Annotated in this window: 25 protein-coding genes; 22 read left to right on the top strand and 3 right to left on the bottom strand. The window is 38.6% G+C overall.

Annotated elements, in window-relative coordinates:
- Positions 1–735 (top strand): YwiC-like family protein, encoded by a 735-nt coding sequence (locus LPB68_RS03380; protein ID WP_332455173.1) that lies wholly within the window; start codon positions 1–3, stop codon positions 733–735.
- Here the strand turns inward: LPB68_RS03380 and LPB68_RS03375 are convergent.
- Together LPB68_RS03375 and LPB68_RS03370 are read right to left on the bottom strand one after the other, a co-directional pair.
- Positions 730–1,248: a MogA/MoaB family molybdenum cofactor biosynthesis protein gene (locus LPB68_RS03375; protein ID WP_068657878.1), complete on the bottom strand. Its 519-nt coding sequence runs from the start codon at positions 1,246–1,248 to the stop codon at positions 730–732. The two genes, LPB68_RS03380 and LPB68_RS03375, sit on opposite strands and share 6 nt — an antisense overlap.
- A 241-nt stretch (positions 1,249–1,489) precedes the next feature.
- Positions 1,490–4,144 carry a cation-translocating P-type ATPase gene (locus LPB68_RS03370; RefSeq protein ID WP_071193203.1) on the bottom strand — a complete coding sequence of 885 codons (2,655 nt, stop codon included), beginning with the start codon at positions 4,142–4,144 and terminating at the stop codon, positions 1,490–1,492.
- Positions 4,145–4,378: 234 nt separating this feature from the next.
- On the opposite strand from LPB68_RS03370, the gene LPB68_RS03365 reads away from it, so the two are divergent.
- The 13 genes from LPB68_RS03365 (at position 4,379) to LPB68_RS03305 (ending at position 14,256) form a co-directional block, all read left to right on the top strand.
- Positions 4,379–5,620 carry an MFS transporter gene (locus tag LPB68_RS03365; protein ID WP_068657882.1) on the top strand — a complete coding sequence of 414 codons (1,242 nt, stop codon included), beginning with the start codon at positions 4,379–4,381 and terminating at the stop codon, positions 5,618–5,620.
- 44 nt (positions 5,621–5,664) lie between these two features.
- On the top strand, positions 5,665–6,150 hold the full coding sequence (gene comJ, locus LPB68_RS03360; protein WP_068657884.1) for a competence protein ComJ: 486 nt from the start codon (positions 5,665–5,667) through the stop codon (positions 6,148–6,150).
- A 289-nt stretch (positions 6,151–6,439) separates the two neighbouring features.
- A complete protein-coding gene (locus LPB68_RS03355) occupies positions 6,440–7,033 on the top strand; it encodes an RNA polymerase sigma factor (RefSeq protein ID WP_068657885.1) in 594 nt (197 codons plus the stop codon).
- A complete protein-coding gene (locus LPB68_RS03350) occupies positions 7,030–7,632 on the top strand; it encodes an anti-sigma factor (protein WP_068657894.1) in 603 nt (200 codons plus the stop codon). Before LPB68_RS03355 ends, LPB68_RS03350 begins: the two co-directional genes overlap by 4 nt.
- Positions 7,633–7,668: 36 nt before the next feature.
- Complete coding sequence (locus tag LPB68_RS03345; protein WP_068657896.1) at positions 7,669–8,256, top strand: histidine phosphatase family protein; 588 nt, start codon at positions 7,669–7,671, stop codon at positions 8,254–8,256.
- Between the two features lie 220 nt (positions 8,257–8,476).
- Positions 8,477–9,607 carry a hypothetical protein gene (locus LPB68_RS03340; RefSeq protein ID WP_068657897.1) on the top strand — a complete coding sequence of 377 codons (1,131 nt, stop codon included), beginning with the start codon at positions 8,477–8,479 and terminating at the stop codon, positions 9,605–9,607.
- A 19-nt stretch (positions 9,608–9,626) separates the two neighbouring features.
- Complete coding sequence (locus LPB68_RS03335) at positions 9,627–9,806, top strand: IDEAL domain-containing protein (protein WP_068657899.1); 180 nt, start codon at positions 9,627–9,629, stop codon at positions 9,804–9,806.
- Between the two features lie 74 nt (positions 9,807–9,880).
- Positions 9,881–10,321 (top strand): DUF2487 family protein, encoded by a 441-nt coding sequence (locus LPB68_RS03330; RefSeq protein ID WP_068657901.1) that lies wholly within the window; start codon positions 9,881–9,883, stop codon positions 10,319–10,321.
- Positions 10,322–10,497: 176 nt separating this feature from the next.
- Positions 10,498–11,043, top strand: coding sequence for a QcrA and Rieske domain-containing protein (locus LPB68_RS03325; RefSeq protein ID WP_068657904.1), 546 nt, complete (start codon positions 10,498–10,500; stop codon positions 11,041–11,043).
- Between the two features lie 16 nt (positions 11,044–11,059).
- The gene (gene qcrB / locus LPB68_RS03320) at positions 11,060–11,731 is read left to right on the top strand and encodes a menaquinol-cytochrome c reductase cytochrome b subunit (protein ID WP_068657906.1); all 672 of its coding nucleotides are present in this window, start codon (positions 11,060–11,062) and stop codon (positions 11,729–11,731) included.
- An 18-nt stretch (positions 11,732–11,749) separates the two neighbouring features.
- Positions 11,750–12,619 (top strand): menaquinol-cytochrome c reductase cytochrome b/c subunit, encoded by an 870-nt coding sequence (locus LPB68_RS03315; protein ID WP_068657908.1) that lies wholly within the window; start codon positions 11,750–11,752, stop codon positions 12,617–12,619.
- A gap of 76 nt (positions 12,620–12,695) precedes the next feature.
- Positions 12,696–13,337, top strand: coding sequence for a DUF1405 domain-containing protein (locus LPB68_RS03310; RefSeq protein ID WP_068657910.1), 642 nt, complete (start codon positions 12,696–12,698; stop codon positions 13,335–13,337).
- Between the two features lie 79 nt (positions 13,338–13,416).
- Complete coding sequence (locus LPB68_RS03305) at positions 13,417–14,256, top strand: sporulation protein YpjB (RefSeq protein ID WP_082865696.1); 840 nt, start codon at positions 13,417–13,419, stop codon at positions 14,254–14,256.
- Between the two features lie 18 nt (positions 14,257–14,274).
- Here the strand turns inward: LPB68_RS03305 and LPB68_RS03300 are convergent, their stop codons facing one another.
- Positions 14,275–15,144 carry a YitT family protein gene (locus LPB68_RS03300; RefSeq protein WP_068657912.1) on the bottom strand — a complete coding sequence of 290 codons (870 nt, stop codon included), beginning with the start codon at positions 15,142–15,144 and terminating at the stop codon, positions 14,275–14,277.
- 185 nt (positions 15,145–15,329) lie between these two features.
- Here LPB68_RS03300 and LPB68_RS03295 point away from each other — a divergent pair, with 185 nt between their 5' ends.
- The 8 genes from LPB68_RS03295 to LPB68_RS03260 all read left to right on the top strand — a co-directional run bounded on the left by LPB68_RS03295 (position 15,330) and on the right by LPB68_RS03260 (position 21,783).
- Positions 15,330–15,659, top strand: a complete 330-nt coding sequence (locus tag LPB68_RS03295; RefSeq protein ID WP_068657914.1) for a nucleotide pyrophosphohydrolase — start codon at positions 15,330–15,332, stop codon at positions 15,657–15,659.
- A 50-nt stretch (positions 15,660–15,709) separates the two neighbouring features.
- Entirely contained in the window at positions 15,710–16,249 is a 540-nt protein-coding gene (locus LPB68_RS03290; RefSeq protein ID WP_068657915.1) for a tetratricopeptide repeat protein, read from the top strand.
- 21 nt (positions 16,250–16,270) lie between these two features.
- Positions 16,271–17,074, top strand: a complete 804-nt coding sequence (gene dapB / locus LPB68_RS03285; protein WP_068657917.1) for a 4-hydroxy-tetrahydrodipicolinate reductase — start codon at positions 16,271–16,273, stop codon at positions 17,072–17,074.
- Between the two features lie 20 nt (positions 17,075–17,094).
- Positions 17,095–17,517 (top strand): methylglyoxal synthase, encoded by a 423-nt coding sequence (gene mgsA, locus LPB68_RS03280; RefSeq protein ID WP_068657919.1) that lies wholly within the window; start codon positions 17,095–17,097, stop codon positions 17,515–17,517.
- Entirely contained in the window at positions 17,514–18,206 is a 693-nt protein-coding gene (bshB1, locus tag LPB68_RS03275; protein ID WP_068657921.1) for a bacillithiol biosynthesis deacetylase BshB1, read from the top strand. The genes mgsA and bshB1 overlap by 4 nt, the downstream gene beginning before the upstream one ends.
- Positions 18,207–18,305: 99 nt before the next feature.
- Positions 18,306–19,478, top strand: a complete 1,173-nt coding sequence (gene bshA, locus LPB68_RS03270; RefSeq protein WP_068657922.1) for an N-acetyl-alpha-D-glucosaminyl L-malate synthase BshA — start codon at positions 18,306–18,308, stop codon at positions 19,476–19,478.
- A gap of 60 nt (positions 19,479–19,538) precedes the next feature.
- Positions 19,539–20,819 (top strand): CCA tRNA nucleotidyltransferase, encoded by a 1,281-nt coding sequence (locus LPB68_RS03265; protein WP_232510230.1) that lies wholly within the window; start codon positions 19,539–19,541, stop codon positions 20,817–20,819.
- The gene (locus tag LPB68_RS03260; protein ID WP_068657923.1) at positions 20,812–21,783 is read left to right on the top strand and encodes a biotin--[acetyl-CoA-carboxylase] ligase; all 972 of its coding nucleotides are present in this window, start codon (positions 20,812–20,814) and stop codon (positions 21,781–21,783) included. Before LPB68_RS03265 ends, LPB68_RS03260 begins: the two co-directional genes overlap by 8 nt.
- The last annotated feature ends 248 nt before the right edge of the window (positions 21,784–22,031 follow it).

Raw genomic sequence — 22,031 nt, 5'->3', positions numbered from 1 at the left:
ATGAAGAATAATATTGTGATCCCACATGAACATGGTGGGTGGGCGATGGTGAGTGTTCCATTTATTATTGGGATGTTAGCGGGGCATCCAAGTTGGATGCATGTGCTGCTTTTTCTAGCGTGGTTGTTCTTATATTTGGCATCGTATCCATTCCTTCAAGCACTCAAAAAAAGATCTAAACGTGGACACTTGATTAAGTGGGGAATTACTTATAGTGTAATTGCTGTGTTATGCGTCCTTGTACCTTTGGTTAAGCATCCAGAGTTATTCTATTTTGCGATTCCTTTAGTCTGCTTATTATTAGTTAATATATGGCATGTGAAACGTAAAGCGGAACGTGAGATGTTAAATGATCTTTGCGCACTCCTCATCTTTGCTCTAGGTGGTGCCGCTGCTTACTTGATTGGTGATGGTGGATGGGACCGTACAATGGTGTGGGTTATTCTATTTAACTTTATATACTTTATAGGTACTGTCTTCTTTGTCAAGACGGTTTTCCGAAAAAGAGGAAACCAACGTTGGTTCACAGCTTCACGTATATATCATATCCTTCTGCTGATTATCCCATGGATCGTTGGCCTTCCTTGGATGACATTGGCCTATGTTTTCGCGCTAGTCCGTGCTTTCATATACGGAGGTAAGCAAATTCGTCCTATGAAAGTAGGTATATTAGAGGTTGTGGGTGCAGTCTACTTTTTAGTTGTTACAGTCATTGTTATACAGATGAAATTATAGATCTTTATAAATCTCACGCATCACATGTCGTAGTTCTGGGATAATGATCCGTGACGTAGCAAGTTTCACAGCTCCTGTAGAGCCTGGCATGGAGAACACAGCTTTATTATGGATAACTCCCGCAATAGCACGACTTAGAATAGCTGCTGTACCTATATCGTCTACGAAACTTAGATAACGGAATATTTCACCGAAGCCATGCATTTCTTTATCAAGCATATCGCGGACCGCTTCATAAGTGGTATCTCGCTTAGCGATTCCAGTACCACCATTCAGGAGAATAGCTTCCACGTTAGGATTCGATAACCCTTGGCGTATAGCCGTCTGAATTTCTTCATAGGTATCGTGAACGATTTGATAATCGGTAATATCGTAACCAGAGGACATCATAAGTTCTCGAAGTAATGCCCCACTTTTGTCTGTCTCTACGGTTCTCGTATCTGAGACGGTTATGATCATACAACGCACAGAAGTTGGGGCTTCATTACGATGAGATTCAACGGATGTTAACATGCGGATCAACCTTTCCTGACAATAATATTTACGAAGTTCTATCTATAGAGTACAGCTTTCGCGTTGAATTATCTAGTTCATCGTGATCGTTACGATAGCGAATTGTCCTTAAATCCATTTTCTTCGCTACTTCGAGTTTATTACATAATTTTGATTTTCATAAAAATATAGCATAAAAAAAGGCGACATACCGTTCATATTCGAACGGTAAGTCGCCTTTTTTATCTTTCACTTAACTTATTTAAGACTTTTTATTGTTACCCAATGCATGCACAATGACTTTTAAAATTTCCATCATAATAACAGCAGCTAATGCAAGACCTGCAGCGATGAACCATTGTTGCATGCCGAATGCATCTGGGATGGAGAAGATTCCCCGAATTCCAGGAATAACGGTAATACCATAGAATACAAAGCAGACTAATACTGCACCAATAACGAACTTGTTACTGAAGAATCCAGCTTGGAATGCTGTTTGCGTATTTGAACGTGCCGCGAATGTTTGAAGAGTACGTGCTAGAATCAACGTTGTAAATGCCATAGCGACACTCATTTCAGGTGATTCCTGTAATCCGATGTACTGTGAGATAATGACTGCAATACCGATGAGTAGACCTCTAGTAATGACTGCTCTTAACGTACCACCTGCAAAAATCCCTTCATCAATAGGTCTTGGCTTACGTGACATGACATCAGGTTCTGCCTTTTCCATACCTAATGCAATAGCAGGCAATGAGTCATTAACTAGGTTAATGAATAAGAGTTGAATTGCCGTGAAAGGATTAATCCAATCGAATATTAGTGCAAATAAGATAGCGATAATCGCACCCAAATTACCTGCGAATAAATATGAGATTGCCTTTTTAATATTATCAAATACCGTTCTTCCGACACCCACTGCTTTTACGATGGATACAAAGTTATCATCCGTAAGAATCATAGCCGCGGAATCTTTGGCGACATCCGTCCCACTACCCATAGCAACACCTATATCAGCTTGTTTCAATGCGGGGGCGTCATTTACACCATCACCAGTCATGGCAGTGATTTTGCCCTTCTTTTGCCAAGCGCGAACAATTCTGATTTTGTTGGTAGGAGAGACCCGGGCATAGACACTGATCTTTTCTAATTTCTGATCTAATTCTTCGTCAGATAAGGCATCCAATTCTTGGCCAGTTAAGGCAATATCATCTTTATTCATTAAGCCAATATCAAGCCCGATCGCTTGCGCAGTTGTTTTATGGTCACCAGTAATCATAATTGTGCGAATTCCAGCTTTATTCGATTCTTGTATAGAAGCATATACTTCTTCTCTTGGAGGGTCGATCATAGCGGTTAAACCTACCAAAATTAGATTCTGTTCATCTGCAAGTCCTATATTTATGTTATCAGTTTTCATAGGTTTATATGCGTAAGCCAAGACACGAAGGGCTTTCTTAGAAAAGTTCTCATTGGCTTGCTGTAAACGTTCAAGAATTTCCTCAGACATAGGGACAACTTCATCACCTAAGAGGACTTGATTACAGCGGTTAAAGAGCACATCTGGACCACCCTTAACAATGATTGTTTTTTGTCCATCGAAAGTGTGTAAAGTTGCCATTAGCTTACGGTCTGAATCAAATGGAATTTCGGCTTCTCGTGGAAAGTTGTCTCGAATTTCTTTATAGTCTTTGTTCATACTATTACTAAATGAGATTAGAGCAACTTCTGTTGGATCACCTAATTCTTTTCCATCTTCATTAATGTTAGAATCGTTACACAGAACAGCGATATGTAGTAATCGACGTTCTCCGATCGACCAGGAATCTGGATCGTCAGGGAAGTTATCTTTAGTTCCTTGAGGTAGGAAATAATCAACGACGGTCATTTTGTTCTGAGTTAATGTTCCTGTCTTATCTGTACAAATGATACTAGTTGATCCTAATGACTCAACAGCAGGTAGGCTACGAATAATAGCGTTTTGTTTTGCCATTTTGTTAGTACCAACTGATAGAACAATAGTAACGATAGAAGAGAGCGCTTCAGGGATTGCAGCAACAGCAACAGCAACGGCGAACATTAATGCATTTAAAATAGTTGTTGTCATATCTACCGTATCATCCGAGAATATTGCACGTCCAGCTTGTACTGCGAAAATAAGAACACTTAGTAATAATATTGCGATACCAAGTTTTTTGCTGAAAGCCTCAAGCTTACGCTGTAATGGAGTTTGCTTCGCTTCGGCACTTTCAAGTAGAGTGGCTATTTTACCAATTTCCGTATGAAGTGCTGTACCCGTTATAAGCATTTTCCCTCTACCATATACAACTAGTGATCCGCTGAATACCATGTTTTTACGGTCTCCAAGCGGGGATTCATCATGGATGGTATTCACATGTTTCTCAACAGCTTCAGATTCTCCCGTCAACATGCCCTCGTTAACTTTAAGACTACCTGATTCAATCAAGCGACCATCAGCAGGTACGTAATCACCAGCATCAAGAACGACGATATCGCCACTGACAAGTTCTCGTGCGGGTACAGTCATTATTGCCCCATCACGCATAACTTTAGCTTCGGGAGCAGACATTTTCTTCAAAGCATCAAGTGAACTCTCTGCTTTACGTGTCTGCACTACGCTGACTATAGCATTTAATATAAGAACAGCGAATATAATTAGCGACTCCATAAAATGTCCTAGAATGATTTGCACGACTGCCGCTATGACTAGAACAATAACCATGGGGTCTTTGAAATTCTCCACGAATAACTTCCATATAGGAACTTGTTCTTTGTTTTTTAATTCATTGTAACCGTCACTTGCGATCCGCTTCGCAACTTCTTCGGTTGAAAGTCCAGTTTCATTACTTTGTACTTCTGTTAATGCTTCTGAAAAGCTGCTTCGATAGAAATCCATCTATACAGCTCCTCTCTTGTAGTGGTTAATCTTGTTCCTAAACAGTAGTGTTAACTGAAAGCAACTCAATTATGATGCATTTAGTTATATACGAATCAGACTCATATGAGTTTCTAAACCCATATAAATTATTGTAATCTATTAATTCATCATGAAATTTTAAAGAAAAATATCTTCATTACTATATAATGATAGAGGTACAAAATTCTAATAAAAAGGATTAGGAGAATAATCATGTCAGAACAACGAGCAAAAGGTTTTAAGAAGAATTATGGATTACAATTAGCCACGATATTTATTGGATTTATTATTTTTGGTATTTCTGAAAATATTAAAGGTCCTGCGATTCCGCGAATTCAGATGGATTTCAATCTGGACGAGATTCAATTGGGAACATTGTTATCACTCAATGCCTTAGGTTATTTAATAGCTTGTTCCTTTACAGCATTATTAACGAGAAAAATCGGGATCAAATGGTCGAGTCTTATTGCTTTTGGGTCGATGCTAATCTCAGGGATTCTTATATTTGTTTCGCATAATTACACATTTTTCTCGGCTTCTTATTTCTTGATGTATATTGGAAATGGCATGCTAGAAATTGCGCTAGCTATTCTTGGAGCACGGATTTTTGTTAGAAATACCGGGACGATGATGAACTTATCTCATTTTTTTTATGGACTAAGCTCTACAGTGGCTCCATTATTAGCATCGGGATTAATGACTCTAACAGTGTTTGAATATACGTTGGATTGGCGTGGAATGTACCTTGTGATGTTATGTCTCTCCGTGATCCCTATGATCCCTGCTGTGATGAGCCGCTTCCCAGGTGATGATCTATTAGATGAGGATCGTATTCCATTTAAGGTCCTAGTACGTGACCCTGCATTGTGGTTATTAGTTGCCATTCTTTCTTTCGGAGTTGTATCTGAGCTAGCTGTGGGTGGTTGGCTTGTCAATTTTCTTGAGAAATCTTACGGTTGGAATACAACGGTAGCCGCAGGAATGCTTTCGACATTCTTTCTTTTTTTCTCAGGAGCAAGACTGTTTCTAGGGCCTGTTACCGATAAAATAGGGTTTAACCTATCTATCATTCTATTATCTGGATTTGCGGGGATATGTACATTTATAGCTATTCTAGCTGGTGAACCAGCCGCCATCTTCTTTGCCTTGGCTGGTATTGGTATTGCGCCAATATACCCGACTGTCATGGCTTTTATTGCTAAAAGATATCCAACAGGAAGCGACACGGCTATTACCTTTACCGTAACCATGATGGGGATCGGGAGCGTAATAGGCAATTATATAATTGGAGCCATTATCAATGTGGTAAAGAATATATACGGAACAACAACAGAAATAGGACTACTGCGTGGTTTGCAAGCAGGATATGGCTTTATCGGATTATGCGCTTTAATATGTTCTTTCGCAGGGATGATATTATATAAATATTTGAAAAAACGAAATGAATTAATTTAAGAATGATTCCAAGTGCATTTCATATATATCTGAGGAGGCAGAGAATGAACGCGGAAATCCAAAAGATACAAATGAGTATATCTCACCATCAGATTCAAGTACGATCCAGAGCTTATGCTGAAGAATGGTGTCAATGGGGAGATAGCAATATAGAACAAGGCGCGATTATCCATCCGGGTTACATCACTTTCGATCCACTAATTGAAGGGAGTTTTGAAGCGGATGTTTTGTTAGTATTGAAAGATAATTTCTCGCTGGATCTACTTTCAAAGAGATGTTATGTCGTACCCTTTGAAGTGTTGGAGCTGGAACATTTAGAAGTCTTATCGGTTGGAACAGTGGTGACTATTCAGATACCACTTCTAGGGAATTGTCATTACGAGTTATATTATGAAGTCTATGGTGAGGAGGCCCCTTTCTATAAACTGACCTTTGTTCCAGTAGGACAAAAGGTCCAGAGTAAGGTTCTTTTAAATGATGATTGGGGTGGAGTTTGTGACCATTTATTAATGGAGGGATTCACGAATTAAGTGATTTGATTTAATTTTGATAGGACATTGCAACAAATAAATTGATTATCTGCCAATTTGCGGGATTCAATCAATATAACTGACTATCATTCGAGTTTATGTTACAATATGAAAGATCCTGTTTTAAATTATTGATAGATTTCCTTTTACCTACATTACATAGAAAGATAAATGATAGATTCATATTATTTTCAGTACAGCAAATATAAATTTCACATTCTAATTAGGTGTATAAATTTAGCTAAATCACAGGGAATAAGTAGATGGTTGGCGAGGAGGTCGCATAAATATGACAGATTCCCAGATGATACGTGAGATTAAAGAGGGAAATGTTGAGCTTTTTTCTGTATTAATGCGTCGTTATCAACGAAAAATATTAGCTTTTGTATTTCATATGCTTAAGAGCTCAAATCAGGAGAATATGGCAGAAGATCTCTGTTCAGAAACTTTCTACAAAGCGTATCGGAGTCTAGATACATTTAGGGAAGTGGAGGCAACATTTTCCACATGGCTTTATACGATTGCTCGTAATACGGTGTTGAGTGAATTGCGTAAACATCGTAATGTAAATATTCCACTAGATGAAGGTGGAGTTATTCCTATTGCACCTTCGGAAGTTGCTCCAGAACAGACTATTTTGCGAAATGAAAAAGTTAATATGGTGCGAAATGCTATCAACAATTTACCTGAGAAACAACGCTCTGCCATAATCTTGAGAGAATATGATCAATTAGATTATCAGGAAATTGCTGAAATTATGGGACAAAGCGTAAGTTCTGTTAAGTCACTTTTATTTCGAGCTCGTTCTAGTGTGAAAATACAACTTGAACCATACGTTTACAACCACATTAATGATGAATTTGAAGGGATGACTAGCAGATGAAATGCTCTGAGGCTCAGGAATTGTTCGGATTGATGTGGGACATTCCAACAGATGATCCGAAGAGGCTTATGTTAGAACAACATATAGCAACCTGTAGCGAGTGTTCTGCTAAATTCGAGCTTTGGGAAGAAAGCCGAATGTTAATGTTAGATATAGATGATGAATGGGCAGAATTGCGTTCAGAAGCTGTGAATCAACAAGTGATGGAGCGGATTTTCAGCGAATCACCATGGTTGATTCAAGATAAGAGTAAACCATTTGAACTATCAGGTGCGACTAGACGTAAAATTTCTTTATGGATATTTGGTTGTCTGATGCTATTTTTCATAAGTTTTGTATTCTTTATTTCGTTGGATCCTAGAGCAACTGAGATTGAAACAACACCCTCAAATGGTATTCTTCCAACAGGGATTGCAGGTAATCCAACCGTACTACCCCAAGAAGGGTCATATATCATTCCTGAATTAAACAGTGGAATTATTGAACCTTTGGTAGTCAATATGGGTCCTGCGCATCCTCTATACTGGATGATATTATCAATTATGAGTATTGCTCTAGCCCTACTATCACTGAGAAGGCTAAGTCGTAACCGTCGTTGATGATTACCATGTTGAGGATAGGAGAGGGTACGCTAGATGAGAATAGGACTGATAAGACATGGTGTGACTGACTGGAACCTCGTAGGTAGGATTCAGGGGCAGACAGATATTCCATTAAATGATGAAGGCAGAAAACAGGCTTTATTGTTAGGCAATCGCTTAAAGGATGATCCTGATACATGGGATTATGTGATTAGTAGTGGATTATCACGTGCAGATGAGACGGGATCTATTATTGCATCTATATTATCTCTACCCATTCTGGAATCTGATCCTCGGCTTAGTGAACGCTATTTTGGACATGTAGAGGGGTTAACAGCAGAGCAACGAGAGCAAACGTGGGGCAAAGAATGGGATCAATTAGACCTCGGACAAGAAAAGGATGAAGATATTCAAGCTAGAGGTCTTACATTCTTGGATGATATATGGAAGCAGTATCATGATAAGAATATACTTGTTATCAGTCATGGAGCTTTTCTAGCGCAACTATATTCAGCTTTGTTTAGGGATAAATATAATGAGAGAATCGGCAATTTATCCTTAACGATCTTGGAAAAAGTGGATTTCGATTGGATACCGTTACTTTATAATTGTAATCGACATTTATATGAAACCCAAGCATAAACGCCTTCGGCGTCCTTATAAGGACGGTAAGTGTTTAAGCGAGAAATATAAGATATAATGTATTGCGTAAAACTTATACTTTCTTATATTTGAACATAAGTCCTGATTTTAGGACTTTTTTTGTATTTTATCTAGATAAAAATGATTAGTTAGTAAGTTTGGATGTATCAAAAACGAATTAATTACCAATAATGCTACTAAAACGGTGAGGCGATCAACGATGAATCTAGCGGATATGCTCACGTTTGCCGATATTGGTCAATTAACAACCATAGCAAGCCACTATCAATGTGAGTGCAGGAAGAATTCGAAACATGAATTAATTCAGAGTATATTAGTAGCTTTGAATGGAAAAGATTTCATTGGCCAACAAATTCGATCTCTTTCCGTAGACGATTTGAGATTTCTGAATGCGATTTTATTCGATAGTCGGAATTACTTCAATGTTGAGGAACTTATTGCAATCATAAAGCAAACTTCCTTTGCGGATGTTGAGAATGGGACTTCGAGAGAGCAGATACAAAATCCAAGTTCACGTGAAACGATTGCACGCTTCAAAAAAAGTGGATGGCTATTTAATGGTTTGTTACAGGATACGAAGTATTTGTATCAAGTTCCTCGTGATCTAAAGGAAAGATTTCGTAAGGAATTAGGTGAATATTTCAAGAGTTCTCTAATACACTCTGGGGAACCCGCTGTTTATCGTGAAGAACAAGGATTATTGGTGGAGGATTTAGATTGTTTTCTTCGTTATGTTCATCAACATGAGATTGAAATGAACCATGATTGTGCGATGTATCGAAGAAATCAACAACAGTTGATGGAGAGTTTTCACATTTCAGAACCTCTTTTATCAAAAGGAGGATGGAGGTTCGGATATGGTAAAACTTTTCATTTATATCCAAGTAGATTATCTTTGATCTATGATTATGCCCTACATATGGGGTATATAGATGAATTATCTCATAGACTAATAATGACAAAGATAGGACTCGAATACTTGGAACAAGGAAAAAGCGAAGATATGGTGTATATTTTTCGTTATTGGTTAAGATTGTATAAACGTCCTATTCCGAATTTAAACTCCATTGTGTATTGGATTGGACAGTGTTGTCATGATTGGGTTACGCTTTCTTCGTTGTATGAGGCTATAGGGTGGCTGATTAAACCATTCTACTACGATACATCACAGTCAATCATCGAGCAACGAATCATACAGATGATGATGCATTTAGGGTTTGTTCGTATTGGAGAGAGTGAAGGGGAAGGGACCGTTGTAAAAATGACACTATGGGGCAACAGAATGCTTGAGAACGATATGGTTCTTACTAAAGGTAATATTAAGATCTGAAGTTTGGAGGTGCATTCAATTGGATAAGTTGAAAGTTACTTACGAAGTCATGCTAGGGTTATCAGCTGAAATGATCTGGGATGAGGCACTACGTAAATATCGCAGTGAAGAGGTCTATAAGAAGATTGACAAAGCATTAGCTAATAGAGATAAGGTAGCTTTCACCGAACTAACCGAAGAGCTTAAGACTTTGATTTAAAGAAATGCAACTATGCATTTCTTTTTTTTTAGTTTAAATTATAGGAGAGAAGCAACACAGAAAGGATGACTTATATGAAATTCAGCGAAATATCCTCTGAATCTTGGCTAGAACTACAACCGTATTTAGACACTTGTATTATTCCTTTCACCGGGCTCAAGGGTGTAGAAAGCCCCATTGAAGCTACAGCAGCTTTAGAAAGATTACGTGATTTATTGGATTTAGTTGAGAATAGATACCGTGGCAGAACGATTACTTATCCCGCTTTCCATTATGATATTAACGAAAAATACGAATTGGTAAATGAACTTTGTCACAAAATCAAAAAAAGTGGATTCAAGTATGTTATCATTGTGACAGCGGATACATATGTAGAGTCATCCCAATGTCCTTATTCGGATTTAGTACTATCGCAACCGCTATTAGAAAAGATCATGGGCAATGAACAGTTGACTTTAACTGCTATCGTACAAAATAGGATTGAACGTCTCTGGATGAAAGGTGATCCATTATAAATGTGACAAATTTTCAACAATTAATTCGAAACATGATTTATTTGTGACAAGAAAATGAACGTGAATTCTTGACGGTCTTAAGAGGCTCATATATTATTAAGTTGTCTTGGTAATTGGTGTGATAAATATCATTGAATTACTACTTAATGAACGGGTTGAAAAAGGGGGTTGAAGATATGGGGAACAACCAAAATGATCATCATGAAGCAGAGTACATACCCAATAGTAATAAGGAAATGTCCCGTCGACAATTTCTTACTTATACATTGGGAGGTGCCACAGCCTATATGGCAGCAGGAGCAATCTTGCCAATGGTACGTTTCGCAGTAGATCCTATTCTGCAAAAGAAAGCTGACGGTGATTACGTAAAAGTAGCTGAAGTAACTAAAATTAACAATGAACCACAAGAGTTTTCTTTTGAACTAAAGCAACAGGATGGCTGGTATCCAAGTACTGCTAATTTAGTTGCATGGATTCGTAAGGATGAATCCGGTACCATTTATGCATTATCTCCTATTTGTAAACATTTAGGCTGTACTGTTGGATGGAATAATAATAAATCTTATCCAGATGAGTATCACTGTCCTTGCCATGGTGCGCGTTATACGAAAGTAGGCCAGACCTTGGCTGTATCACCAAAACCACTTGATACTTATAAAGTTAAAATTGAAAATGGATGGGTTTACTTGGGCAGTACTGAATCAAATACGGTAGTGAAATAGGAGGCGAATATTTCGGATGTTTAAGAATATCTATAACTGGATTGACGAACGTCTTGATATCACGCCGATATGGAGAGACGTTGCAGATCATGAAGTTCCGGAACATGTTAACCCGGCACATCATTTCTCTGCTTTTGTTTATTGCTTCGGTGGATTGACATTCTTCATTACTGTTATTCAAATTTTGTCAGGTATGTTCCTGACAATGTATTATGTGCCTGATATTATGAACGCTTACAACAGTGTAGAGTACTTACAGACACAGGTTGCATTTGGTCAAATTGTACGAGGAATGCACCACTGGGGAGCGAGTTTAGTTATTGTAATGATGTTTTTACATACGATGCGAGTTTTCTTTACGGGTTCATATAAAGCACCTCGTGAAATGAACTGGGTTGTAGGTATGCTTATATTCTTTGTTATGCTGGGCTTAGGATTAACAGGTTACTTACTCCCATGGGATAACAAAGCATACTTTGCAACGAAAGTAACGATGGAAATTGCTAACTCTGTACCCTATTTAGGACCTGTCTTGAAGGAATTAATGCAAGGTGGAACTATCGTAGGTGCACAGACGCTTACTAGATTCTTTGCATTACATGTATTCTTCCTCCCGGCCGTATTGCTAACTCTGTTGGTCGGACATTTCATTATGATCCGCAGACAAGGAATTTCCGGTCCACTATAAAAGAAGGGAGGTTTACTGATGGCGCACGGAAAAGATTCGAAAGAAAAGGTAGTCTTTGTTGGAGATTCGCGTGTAAAAAAAGCCAATGGTTATATTGTACCCCCAGATTACACAGCTTATCCTGGTAAATCGGAAGCTTTTATCCCTAACTTTTTGTTGAAAGAATGGATGGTTGGGGTTGTTGTTCTGGTAGGGTTCTTAGTATTAACGATTGCTGAACCAGCTCCGCTTGGTTATCCAGCTAATCCAAGCGCATCGATCATACCGATGCCAGACTGGTATTTCTTATTCTTATATGAGTATTTGAAATTACCATATGCCTCAGGAGACTATGTGGCACTTGGTGTAATCGGTGTAACAGGGGTAGCTTTCACGGCATTATTACTTGCTCCCTTCCTAGATACAGGTAAAGAGAGACGTTTCTATCGTAGACCGATTGCTTCATCACTTATGTTATTATCACTTGCGGCGATCGTGTATCTGACTAATACGGCTTGGACTCACTATGTTCATGAACTAGAAGCTACGAATCAGGTACCAGAGCATATTCAACGTGAGGAAGAAGCGCAGGAGAAGCGAGCGCAAGGTCTTCCGACTTCTAACGCTATTGTAACTGAAGAAGTGGCGATCGTGGACAAGGATGATGTAGCGATGGAGACGTTCAAATTAGCAGGATGTATTAGTTGTCATGCTGTAGATTTGAAAGGGGCTTCTGGACCATCGTTACGGGGTATTGGTGATACTCATGATGAAGCTGCTATTCTAGGGATCATTAAAGAGGGTCAAGGAACTATGCCTCCTATGTATGACAATGCGATTGCAACTGGGTTAACCGATCAAGACGTGACTGAACTTGCAACTTGGCTTGCGAAACAAAAAGCAGAATAGTAAAATGAAATGAAAAACCTGATCGTTTTATTAGATCAGGTTTCTTTTAATGGTTATTACATAAGGAGGTACATCGTTGTCCATTTCCTATTTCTGGAGTAAAACATTTTTAAGTAAAAATAATTTCCTTTGGCTTTTATTCATTTGTAATTTATTGGGAACAGTATATGGATATATATGGTATGGCGGACAGATGGAATACACACTTGAACATTATTCATCATGGATTGTAGTATTTGTTCCTGATAGTCCTACTGCTAGTTTGTTCTTTACGGTCGCTGTCGGATGTTTATTGTTTCCACCTCGGACAACCTGGGGGAAGAATGCTCGTTATATAATCGAAGCGCTAGCAGTAGTGACTTCCGTGAAATATGGGATATGGGCAAGTAGTATAATTTTTGCAGGTCAATACCAAGGAGATATTCTTCAATGGCAGGATTGGATGCTTGTTGTATCTCATTCGGCTATGGTTGTTGAATCATTATTGTATGTTCGCTTTTTTAAATTCAATTCACGTATATTACTTGGAGCTGCCGCATGGACTCTACTGAATGATTTCATAGATTATACATATGGAGTTTATCCTTGGTTGCCTAATGTCTTGGGAGATAATATAACAGAGGTACAGAATTTTACGATTGTTCTTACGATTTTTAGTGTTGTCGTTACTTGGATTACCTTGAAATATACTAGAGTTCATAAGCATGTAATCAAGTGAGAGAGTAATCATGGAAATATAAATCACCGGTTCTATAAGCATCCCTCGTACCATACATTTACGGTAGGAGGGATGTCCCATGTCTAGGATGATCAAATCTCATCCACTGTTATTGCTGGTATTAAGCTTCATAATCATGATCGTAATGAATGATGATGTGATTGTTGCAAAGGAGATATCATCAGAACCAACTCAACAGGCTAAAGAGCTGAGCATGGTTGCTGAGAGATTATATCGTAATGTTGTAGATGGGAATTTAACAGAGGTGCGTTTGGAAACGGAAAAAATAGAGCAGATTTTCACATCCTCTTCGTTCCAAAATATTACCGGTATTGAAGGTATTCATGCTCTATCAGAATGTATCATTGAAATGAAAATTGCTACGGCTCAAGCAACGATTCAACCTGATCTTTGGTTAACTGCAGCAGCAAAATTAAGATTAGCAGCAGATAGTCTAAATAATACAGAACAACCATTATGGCATCAGTATTATAAAGTCGTACGTGAGGACTTAAGTAAGATGCATAATCAATTGAATGAGAATAATAATGTCGGTTTAAAAAAAGCGTATGATAATCTACAAGCACACTATGAATTAATTCGACCAGCCGTAGTTATACATAAGAAACCTTACGAGGTGAATATGATTGATTCATGGATTTCTTTTGCGGGGGGGATAACAACTTCGTTGAGTTCTAAGCCAGAATCGATAAGAAGTGCTATTGCTCAAGGGGAACAATTATTTAATGAATTATTTGGGAAGAAAAGAGATGAAGCGGCTTTTTCGGTACAATATGACCCATATTCCTATCATAAAAGTATTTGGATTGCTGCAATTTTCATTCTATCTATATTGATTTACGTTGGATATAAGAAATACCAAGGGGAGAAAAGGACATGGAAATCATTTCTCCCTTAATCATATGTATTTCCCCGATCACTCTTCGTGAAATCCTTCTCCCTGAACATCTCGTACATCATTGATGATGATAAATGCTTTAGCGTCCATTGACTTCACAATAAGTGTGAGTCGATGGATTTCTTGTCTTGAGACAACACAATAGGCAATATACTTGGCTTTCTTTGAATAGGCACCAATGGCAGGAATGATGGTTACCCCTCGATCCATTTCATTTGTGATGCGATCAGCAATCTCTGGCGCATGGTCGCTAATAATTGTAAAGGCTTTAGCAGCATATGCTCCTTCTTGGATGAAGTCAATTACTTTAGATGCAATATATACAGTTACAAAAGTGTATAGTATCTTTTCAATGGGAATGAAGAATAAAGCTGCACCGATAATGATGATATCCAATGCTAATATGATTTGACCCATACTCCATCCGAATTTACGATTACATATTTTGGCGATAATATCGGATCCTCCTGTAGTTCCTCCTGAACGGAATACTATGCCAAGACCGGCACCCAAGGTAATCCCAGCATATAATGAAGCTAAAATATAATCGTATTGTGTCTCAAAGGGAATGATCAGGCCCTTAAGAATGAGTCTTTCAATAAACCAAAGGAAAAAAGTTAAGGAAGCGATCCCTATCCCGGTATAAAGCATCTGTTTCTTACCTAGGATTATCCATCCCAGAATAAATAGAGGGATATTGAGAATTAATGTAGATAAGGAAGGGGGGATATGGAAAGCATAGTTGAGTAATAGTGTAATCCCTGTCACTCCACCCTCCATCAGCTGGTTAGGGATTATGAAATAGAGTAAACCAAAAGCATATATGGCTGTCCCTATAATGATGGGTACGATCATTTTGAATTGTAAACCGATCTTCAATGTCTTCATGTTATCCTCCGCAATATCAGAAATAGGAAAAACATAGATTATTATGTCATGTTTAGTATACCTTTAAAGTGAATTATTTAAAAAATATTAGTTTCAAAATAGCTTTAGTATGACAATTGGAGTAAAATGAAAAAAAGAAATTGGTTATATTTTCGTGTACAACCTAAAGGAGAATGGTTAGGAATATGGAGAAATCATTGGCGGAAATGCAGCGGGAAGTTGATCGTTATATTTCGCAATTTGAAGAAGGGTATTTCAGCCCAATGTCCATGCTAGCGCGAATGACAGAAGAAGTTGGCGAATTAGCAAGAGAGGTAAATCATCAATTCGGTGAGAAACCTAAGAAAGCAAGTGAAGAGGATAATTCCATTGAGCTTGAGTTGGGAGATATTCTTTTTATAACCATGTGTTTCGCTAATTCATTAGGAATTGACTTGAGTAAATCACATGATGCTGTGATGCATAAATTTAATACGCGTGATGCTAATCGCTGGACCAAAAAGAACACCGATTAGGTAAAACTATCATATGCTGTACAAAACCCATTCGAAGGTGGGAACAGCACATGAAAACGGAGGATTATGTTCAGCAAGCGTACCGTTGTATTTTGCAAAATGATTTCATTGGAGCCATTCGTCTGTTTGAAGAGGCAATTACATTAAACCCCTTGGATGCAGAACTACATTATAAATGTTCCATTACCTATGCTCGGAATAATCACCTTGTCAAAGGGATCGAACATGCTGAAAAGGCACATCAGCTAGATCAGGGAAAAGTGGTCTATCAGTTGTATATCCAGCATCTTAATGCGAAACTAATAGTTCAAGAATCTAAGAAGCAAATGGAACAATTAAACGCGGCAACAGTTATTGATTATTATAAGGTGGTATCTTTACTAAAAAAGGCCATCGAACTAGATCCGTTATATGGTGATGCATATGTATGGCTGGCGCTAGCTTATAGTGAACTCAATGAACATGCTACGGCTATTTCAACGCTGAAAGAGGGATTGTTTCTATTACCAGCAGAACAGGGTCTGGATAAATTATTAGAACAACTTAAAAAGAGATTTAAAGAGTATATAAATGATTCATTCAAAAGATAAGAAAGTGGGGAGAATTACAAAATGTCAGATCCGATAAAAGTAGCAGTTGTAGGTGCGGGTGGCCGCATGGGCAAGGAAGTAGTTAGATTGGTATTAGAAGACCCAGAACTTGAATTAGTTGCAGCGGTGGATCGATCTGCAGGAGAAGTTGATGCTGCTAGTCTTGTGGGACTACCCGCAAGTGGTATCATCATAACGACAGATATTGAACTTGCCTTTGTAGAGCAAAAGCCAGATGTGATGGTTGACTTCACTACACCGGAATTTGCTTATACCAATACATTTTTAGCTATTAAACATGGCGTTCGCCCAGTGATTGGAACGACTGGCTTTACACCAGAACAAATTGAAGAACTGGACAAGCTGTGTCAAGCGAAAGAAATTGGTGGTTTGATTGCACCTAACTTCTCTATTGGCGCGATATTGATGATGAAATTCGCTGCACAGGCGAGTAAGTACTTTCCGCATCTTGAAATTATTGAATATCATGGAGATCAGAAGCTGGATGCACCTTCAGGAACAGCGATTAAAACAGCTGAAATGATTGTTGAGAATCGTAAGGAGCTTCGTCAAGGGAATCCTAAAGAGGAAGAGACGATCGAAGGAGCTCGCGGTGGTTATTATAACGGCTTTCGAATTCATAGTGTACGCTTGCCAGGCGTATTTGCTCAACAAGAAGTTATACTTGGTGGATTCGGTCAATCTCTAAAAATACGACATGATTCTTATGAGCGTGCAGGATATATGCCGGGAGTCAAAGTAGGAATTCAAAAGGTAATGGAATATACAGGGCTGGTATATGGTTTCGAACAATTCATTGACTAACTATTAGGAGGAGAGAAACTATGAAAATCGCATTTATAGCACATGATCGCAAAAAAGAAGAAATGGTTAATTTCGTCATTGCCTATGAACATGTCTTTGAAGGACAAGAACTATTTTCAACTGGGACTACCGGATCAAGAATTATGGAAAATACGGATTTGAAAATTCATCGTTTCATGTCAGGACCTCTTGGCGGTGACCAACAGATAGGTGCACTTGTGGCACAGAATGAAATGGATCTAATTGTTTTCTTAAGAGATCCACTTATGGCACAACCACATGAGCCAGATATCAATGCTTTACTGCGTCTATGTGATGTTCAAGGTATTCCTTTGGCTACGAATATTGCAACAGCTGAAATTCTCGTTAAGGCACTTGATCGTGGTGACTTTGCGTGGCGTGAACTTGTACATAAATATAAGCCAACTAGTGATGAAGTATGATAAATCAACTTGATATCCTTGTGTTCGGTGCTCATGCAGATGATGCAGAGATTGGCATGGCGGGAACAATATATAAGCATATTGAAGCAGGACTTCGAGTGGGGATATGCGACTTGACTTATGCTGAAATGTCTTCTAATGGTACTGTAGAGACCCGTAAACAGGAGGCAATAGAAGCAGGTGAGTTGTTAAAACTGTCTTCTAGAACTAATCTAGGCCTTCCAGATCGTGGGTTAACGATTACGCCAGGTCATATTGAAGCAGTAACTGCTGAGATTCGTAGACATGCACCACGTATCGTATTTGCTCCGTATTGGGAGGATCGACATCCAGATCATGTAGCTTGTAGCAAATTAGTAGAAGAGGCTGTATTTAATGCTAAACTACGTCGCTATATGCCTGATCTACCTATCGTGAATGTGGAGCAACTATATTTCTATTTCATTAATGATTTAGGACAAGTTGATCTTATAGTAGATACCACGCAACAATATGAAATGAAGGAAAAGGCGCTGTCATGTTATCGTTCTCAATTTGAACAAAAGGTAACAGATACGGTTGCTACTCCACTCAATCAAGGATATATCGAACGGGTGAAATCACGTGACAGATTAGTGGGGCAACGTCGACTTGTTCCGTTCGCAGAAGGTTTTGCTGTGAAGACGCCATTTTTAGTTGAAGTTTTTTAATTTTAAATTTAAAATAACGTATTGTTATCATTTTATATATTCGTCTCATCCCAAGCATAGTATAGGTCTGTGAAGTCGATGAGGAAAGAAGGCGACCGTGTGAGTGAATTATTAAAAATTGGTATTACATGTTATCCATCTCTCGGAGGATCGGGTGTCATAGCGACTGAACTCGGAAAATTATTAGCAGAAAAAGGTCATGAGGTACATTTTATTGCACATAGTATTCCATTTCGATTAGGGAAAACATTCCAGAAGAATGTTTTTTATCATGAGGTTGAAGTGAGCGATTACTATGTATTCCGGTATCCACCCTACGATTTATCATTGGCTAACAAGATGGCTCAAGTAGCAAAGATGCAGAACCTGGATGTTCTTCATGTACATTATGCTGTACCGCATGCTGCATGTGCTTTTCTGGCAAAGCAGATGGTAGGTGATCAATTGAAAGTTGTTACAACGCTCCATGGTACCGATATTACGGTATTAGCACAAGATGAGTCTCTTAAAGACCTCATTCGTCTAGCTATTAACAAGAGCGATGCAGTAACGGCGGTCTCGAATGACTTAATCAGAGAAACAAGAAATGTCTTGGACATTAATCGAGATATTGATTTGACATATAATTTCGTGGATAAACGTGTGTATTATCCGCGGGATATGCCTTCATTACGAGCAGAATTTGCAAACCCTAATGAGAAAATATTGATGCATATTTCAAATTTCCGACCTGTTAAACGTGTATCGGATGTAGTTGACATATTTGCAAAAGTGAATAAAGTGATCCCATCCAAATTATTGTTCGTCGGAGAAGGCCCGGACCTACCTAAAATTCAATGTAAAATAAATGAATTAGGACTAGGAGATAAAGTCCACTTCCTTGGTAAGCAAGAAGAAATCGCTGATGTTATTTCATTAGCTGATGTGCTGTTATTACCGTCTGAGAAAGAAAGTTTCGGGTTGGTAGCCTTAGAGGCAATGGGCTGTGGAGTCCCTACCGTCGGTTCTGAAGCTGGAGGAATACCAGAACTTGTCAAACATGGTGAGACAGGTTTCCTTGCACCCATTGGAGAAGTTGAGTTAATGGCTGAGTACGCGATTACTTTATTATCTGATGTTGCTCTATCCGAGAAATTCAGAAAGGCTTCACTGAAACGAGCAAGAGAAGATTTCTGTGATGAACTGATTACGAAGGAATATGAAGATATATATTATCGCGTTTTAGGACGCCCATCTCCAAATAAGTCTCTAATAAAAGAAATGTGTAAGTAAATTCAAATCCGATAAGGTTTGGAAAGCCTGAGGTTGTAATGGTGGAGGTAGCTATCATTGGTGAAATGGAAACATGCGGATGTAAGTATGGCGAAACAAAGTGAAGTTATTCTTCAAACGTTACATGCTCACGGCTTCGAAGCCTATTGGGTAGGCGGTTGCGTTCGTGATGAATTAATGGGTCGTGCTGTCCATGATATGGATTTGACGACATCGGCGCATCCTGAAGAGATCATCAGGTTATTCGAGCATACGATTCCTACAGGAATCCAACATGGAACAATAACGGTTATGATGGAAGGTCAACCATTTGAGGTCACTACTTATCGAGTGGAAGGGACATACATCGATCATCGACGTCCTGACGAAGTCACTTTTGTCAAAGATATTAAAGAGGATTTGCAACGTCGTGACTTTACGATGAATGCGATTGCTAGAGATTTGGACGGTACATATATTGACCCTTTCGATGGTTTAATGGATACACGTAGAGGCAAAATCCGTTGTGTAGGAAACCCACTTGAGCGTTTCGATGAGGATGCATTGCGAATGGTACGTTGTGTTCGTTTTGCATCTGTATTCGGATATTCTATCGCAAAGAATACATGGAAGGGACTATGCACTCAACGGAGTCATCTCCAATACATAGCAATGGAACGGATTCGTGTTGAGATTGAGAAGGTGATGAGTGGGGAGGACCCATTAAGAGGGTTTGAATTATTAAATCGTAGTCGCTTATTAGAATTTGCGAAAGTACCTGTATTGTGTTCGCGATTTGATTCTGAATTATTATCAAGAATTCATGAGTTAAGTGCTGAATCTGTTCATCTTAGATGGGGGTTATTACTTTATGCAGGGAATTTCAATGGCAATGAAGCGAGAACATACTTAAAGAAATGGACATTCAGTAATCAGAAAAAAGATGATATCAGTAGTCTGATTGACATAGATGAGCAAGTTCGATTTCTATTTGAAACAAATAATCTCATAAGCTTGGATGATTCACAGAGATTATCCTGGATCAGTATCGTTCTACAATCAGGATTGGCAACTGCTAAAGGATGGTTAGAAATACAAGGTGTAATTCCTGAGCATAGACGTGTTGTGTCCACATATGATTTAACCATTTTGGCGGTTTGGACAAGTCAAATGAGAATTCACCATCTGAAACAATTAGTTGTGTCAGGTGGAGACATCATGCAGACTTTGAAGATGCCTTCAGGACCTTGGCTAAGAGAAATGCTTCAACATTTATTATTAGTTGTATCTGCAGGAATCGTCGAGAATACTAAAGAATCTTTAATGGATGAAATGAAGCGGGTGAATAAGAATCATGGTTGATGATACTTTGTTGAGTATGTTACTTGAAGCGGAAAATGAATTTATATCGGGTGAAGAAATCAGTCGGAGATTATCGATTAGTCGAACGGCAGTATGGAAAAAAATAAATAAATTAAGAAGCTTAGGATATGAATTTGAGGCAATTTCACATAAAGGGTATCGAATTATAGTGTCACCAGATTTTCTTGACCCACTGACATTAACTAATGCTATTCATACAACGGTTATGGGGTCTAAGGTGGAGGTAATAAAGACGACGTTCTCTACACAAGAGGATGCGCGAAGAAGAGCAGAGCAAGGTGCGGCTGAAGGTACGCTTATTATTGCGGAGGAACAGACTGGGGGGAAAGGGCGACTGGGTCGGAAATGGTTCTCTCCTTATGGGAAGGGGATCTGGATGAGCTTGATCCTTAGACCACAGCAACCTTTGAAGTTCGCATCACAACTAACCCTTCTTACAGGTGTTGCCGTCTGTCGAGCCATTAGACAAGTGACAGGATTAGAGGTTGGAATTAAGTGGCCCAACGATATTCTGATTCAGAAACGGAAAATTTGTGGTATTTTATTGGAGTCGGCTATAGAAGATAATGTCATGCGTTATTGTATTGCAGGGATAGGCATTAGTGTCAATGTGGATGATAACGATTATCCTGATGAGTTAAAGACAATTGCTACATCTTTAAAGATAGAGAGTGGAAGCACAGTCAATCGAACATTATTGATCGCTGCGGTCATGGAAGAGTTCGAAACATTGTATCAAATCTACCAACAGAAAGGTTTTCGTCCGATCATAAATTTATGGGAAGCATTGTCGTTGAATCTTAACGAAGAGGTTATTGTTCACTCGCATCAAGGCATACAAGAAGGTATAGCAGTTGGTTTAGACTCAAGTGGTGCATTGCTTGTAGATATGGGGATGGGTGAAATCAAGCCTGTGATCTCTGGAGATGTCAAACTTAAATAGTGTAAAATACGATATGGTTTGGTATACTGTGTCTGAGGCGGTATCGATATGAATCGAACTGCACTTATGTTACATGGTTTATTTGTATTAAACATTACTTACTGTATATCGTGAGTACGTTGGATTCTGCTCTGAGCCGAAAGGACCGAGACAGAAGGGACGATCGAAAGTGACTCTTTTTTGACTATCGGACCTTTTTAGTGGAAAAGCTAAAAGGTTTTTTTGTTTTGTTAATGAAGAAGGGAGCA

This window comes from Paenibacillus crassostreae (assembly GCF_001857945.1).
Taxonomy (GTDB): Bacteria; Bacillota; Bacilli; order Paenibacillales; family Paenibacillaceae; genus Paenibacillus_AQ; species Paenibacillus_AQ crassostreae.
The sequence above is the reverse complement of the archived record's forward strand: the minus strand, read 5'-3'. Positions and strand labels throughout refer to the sequence as shown.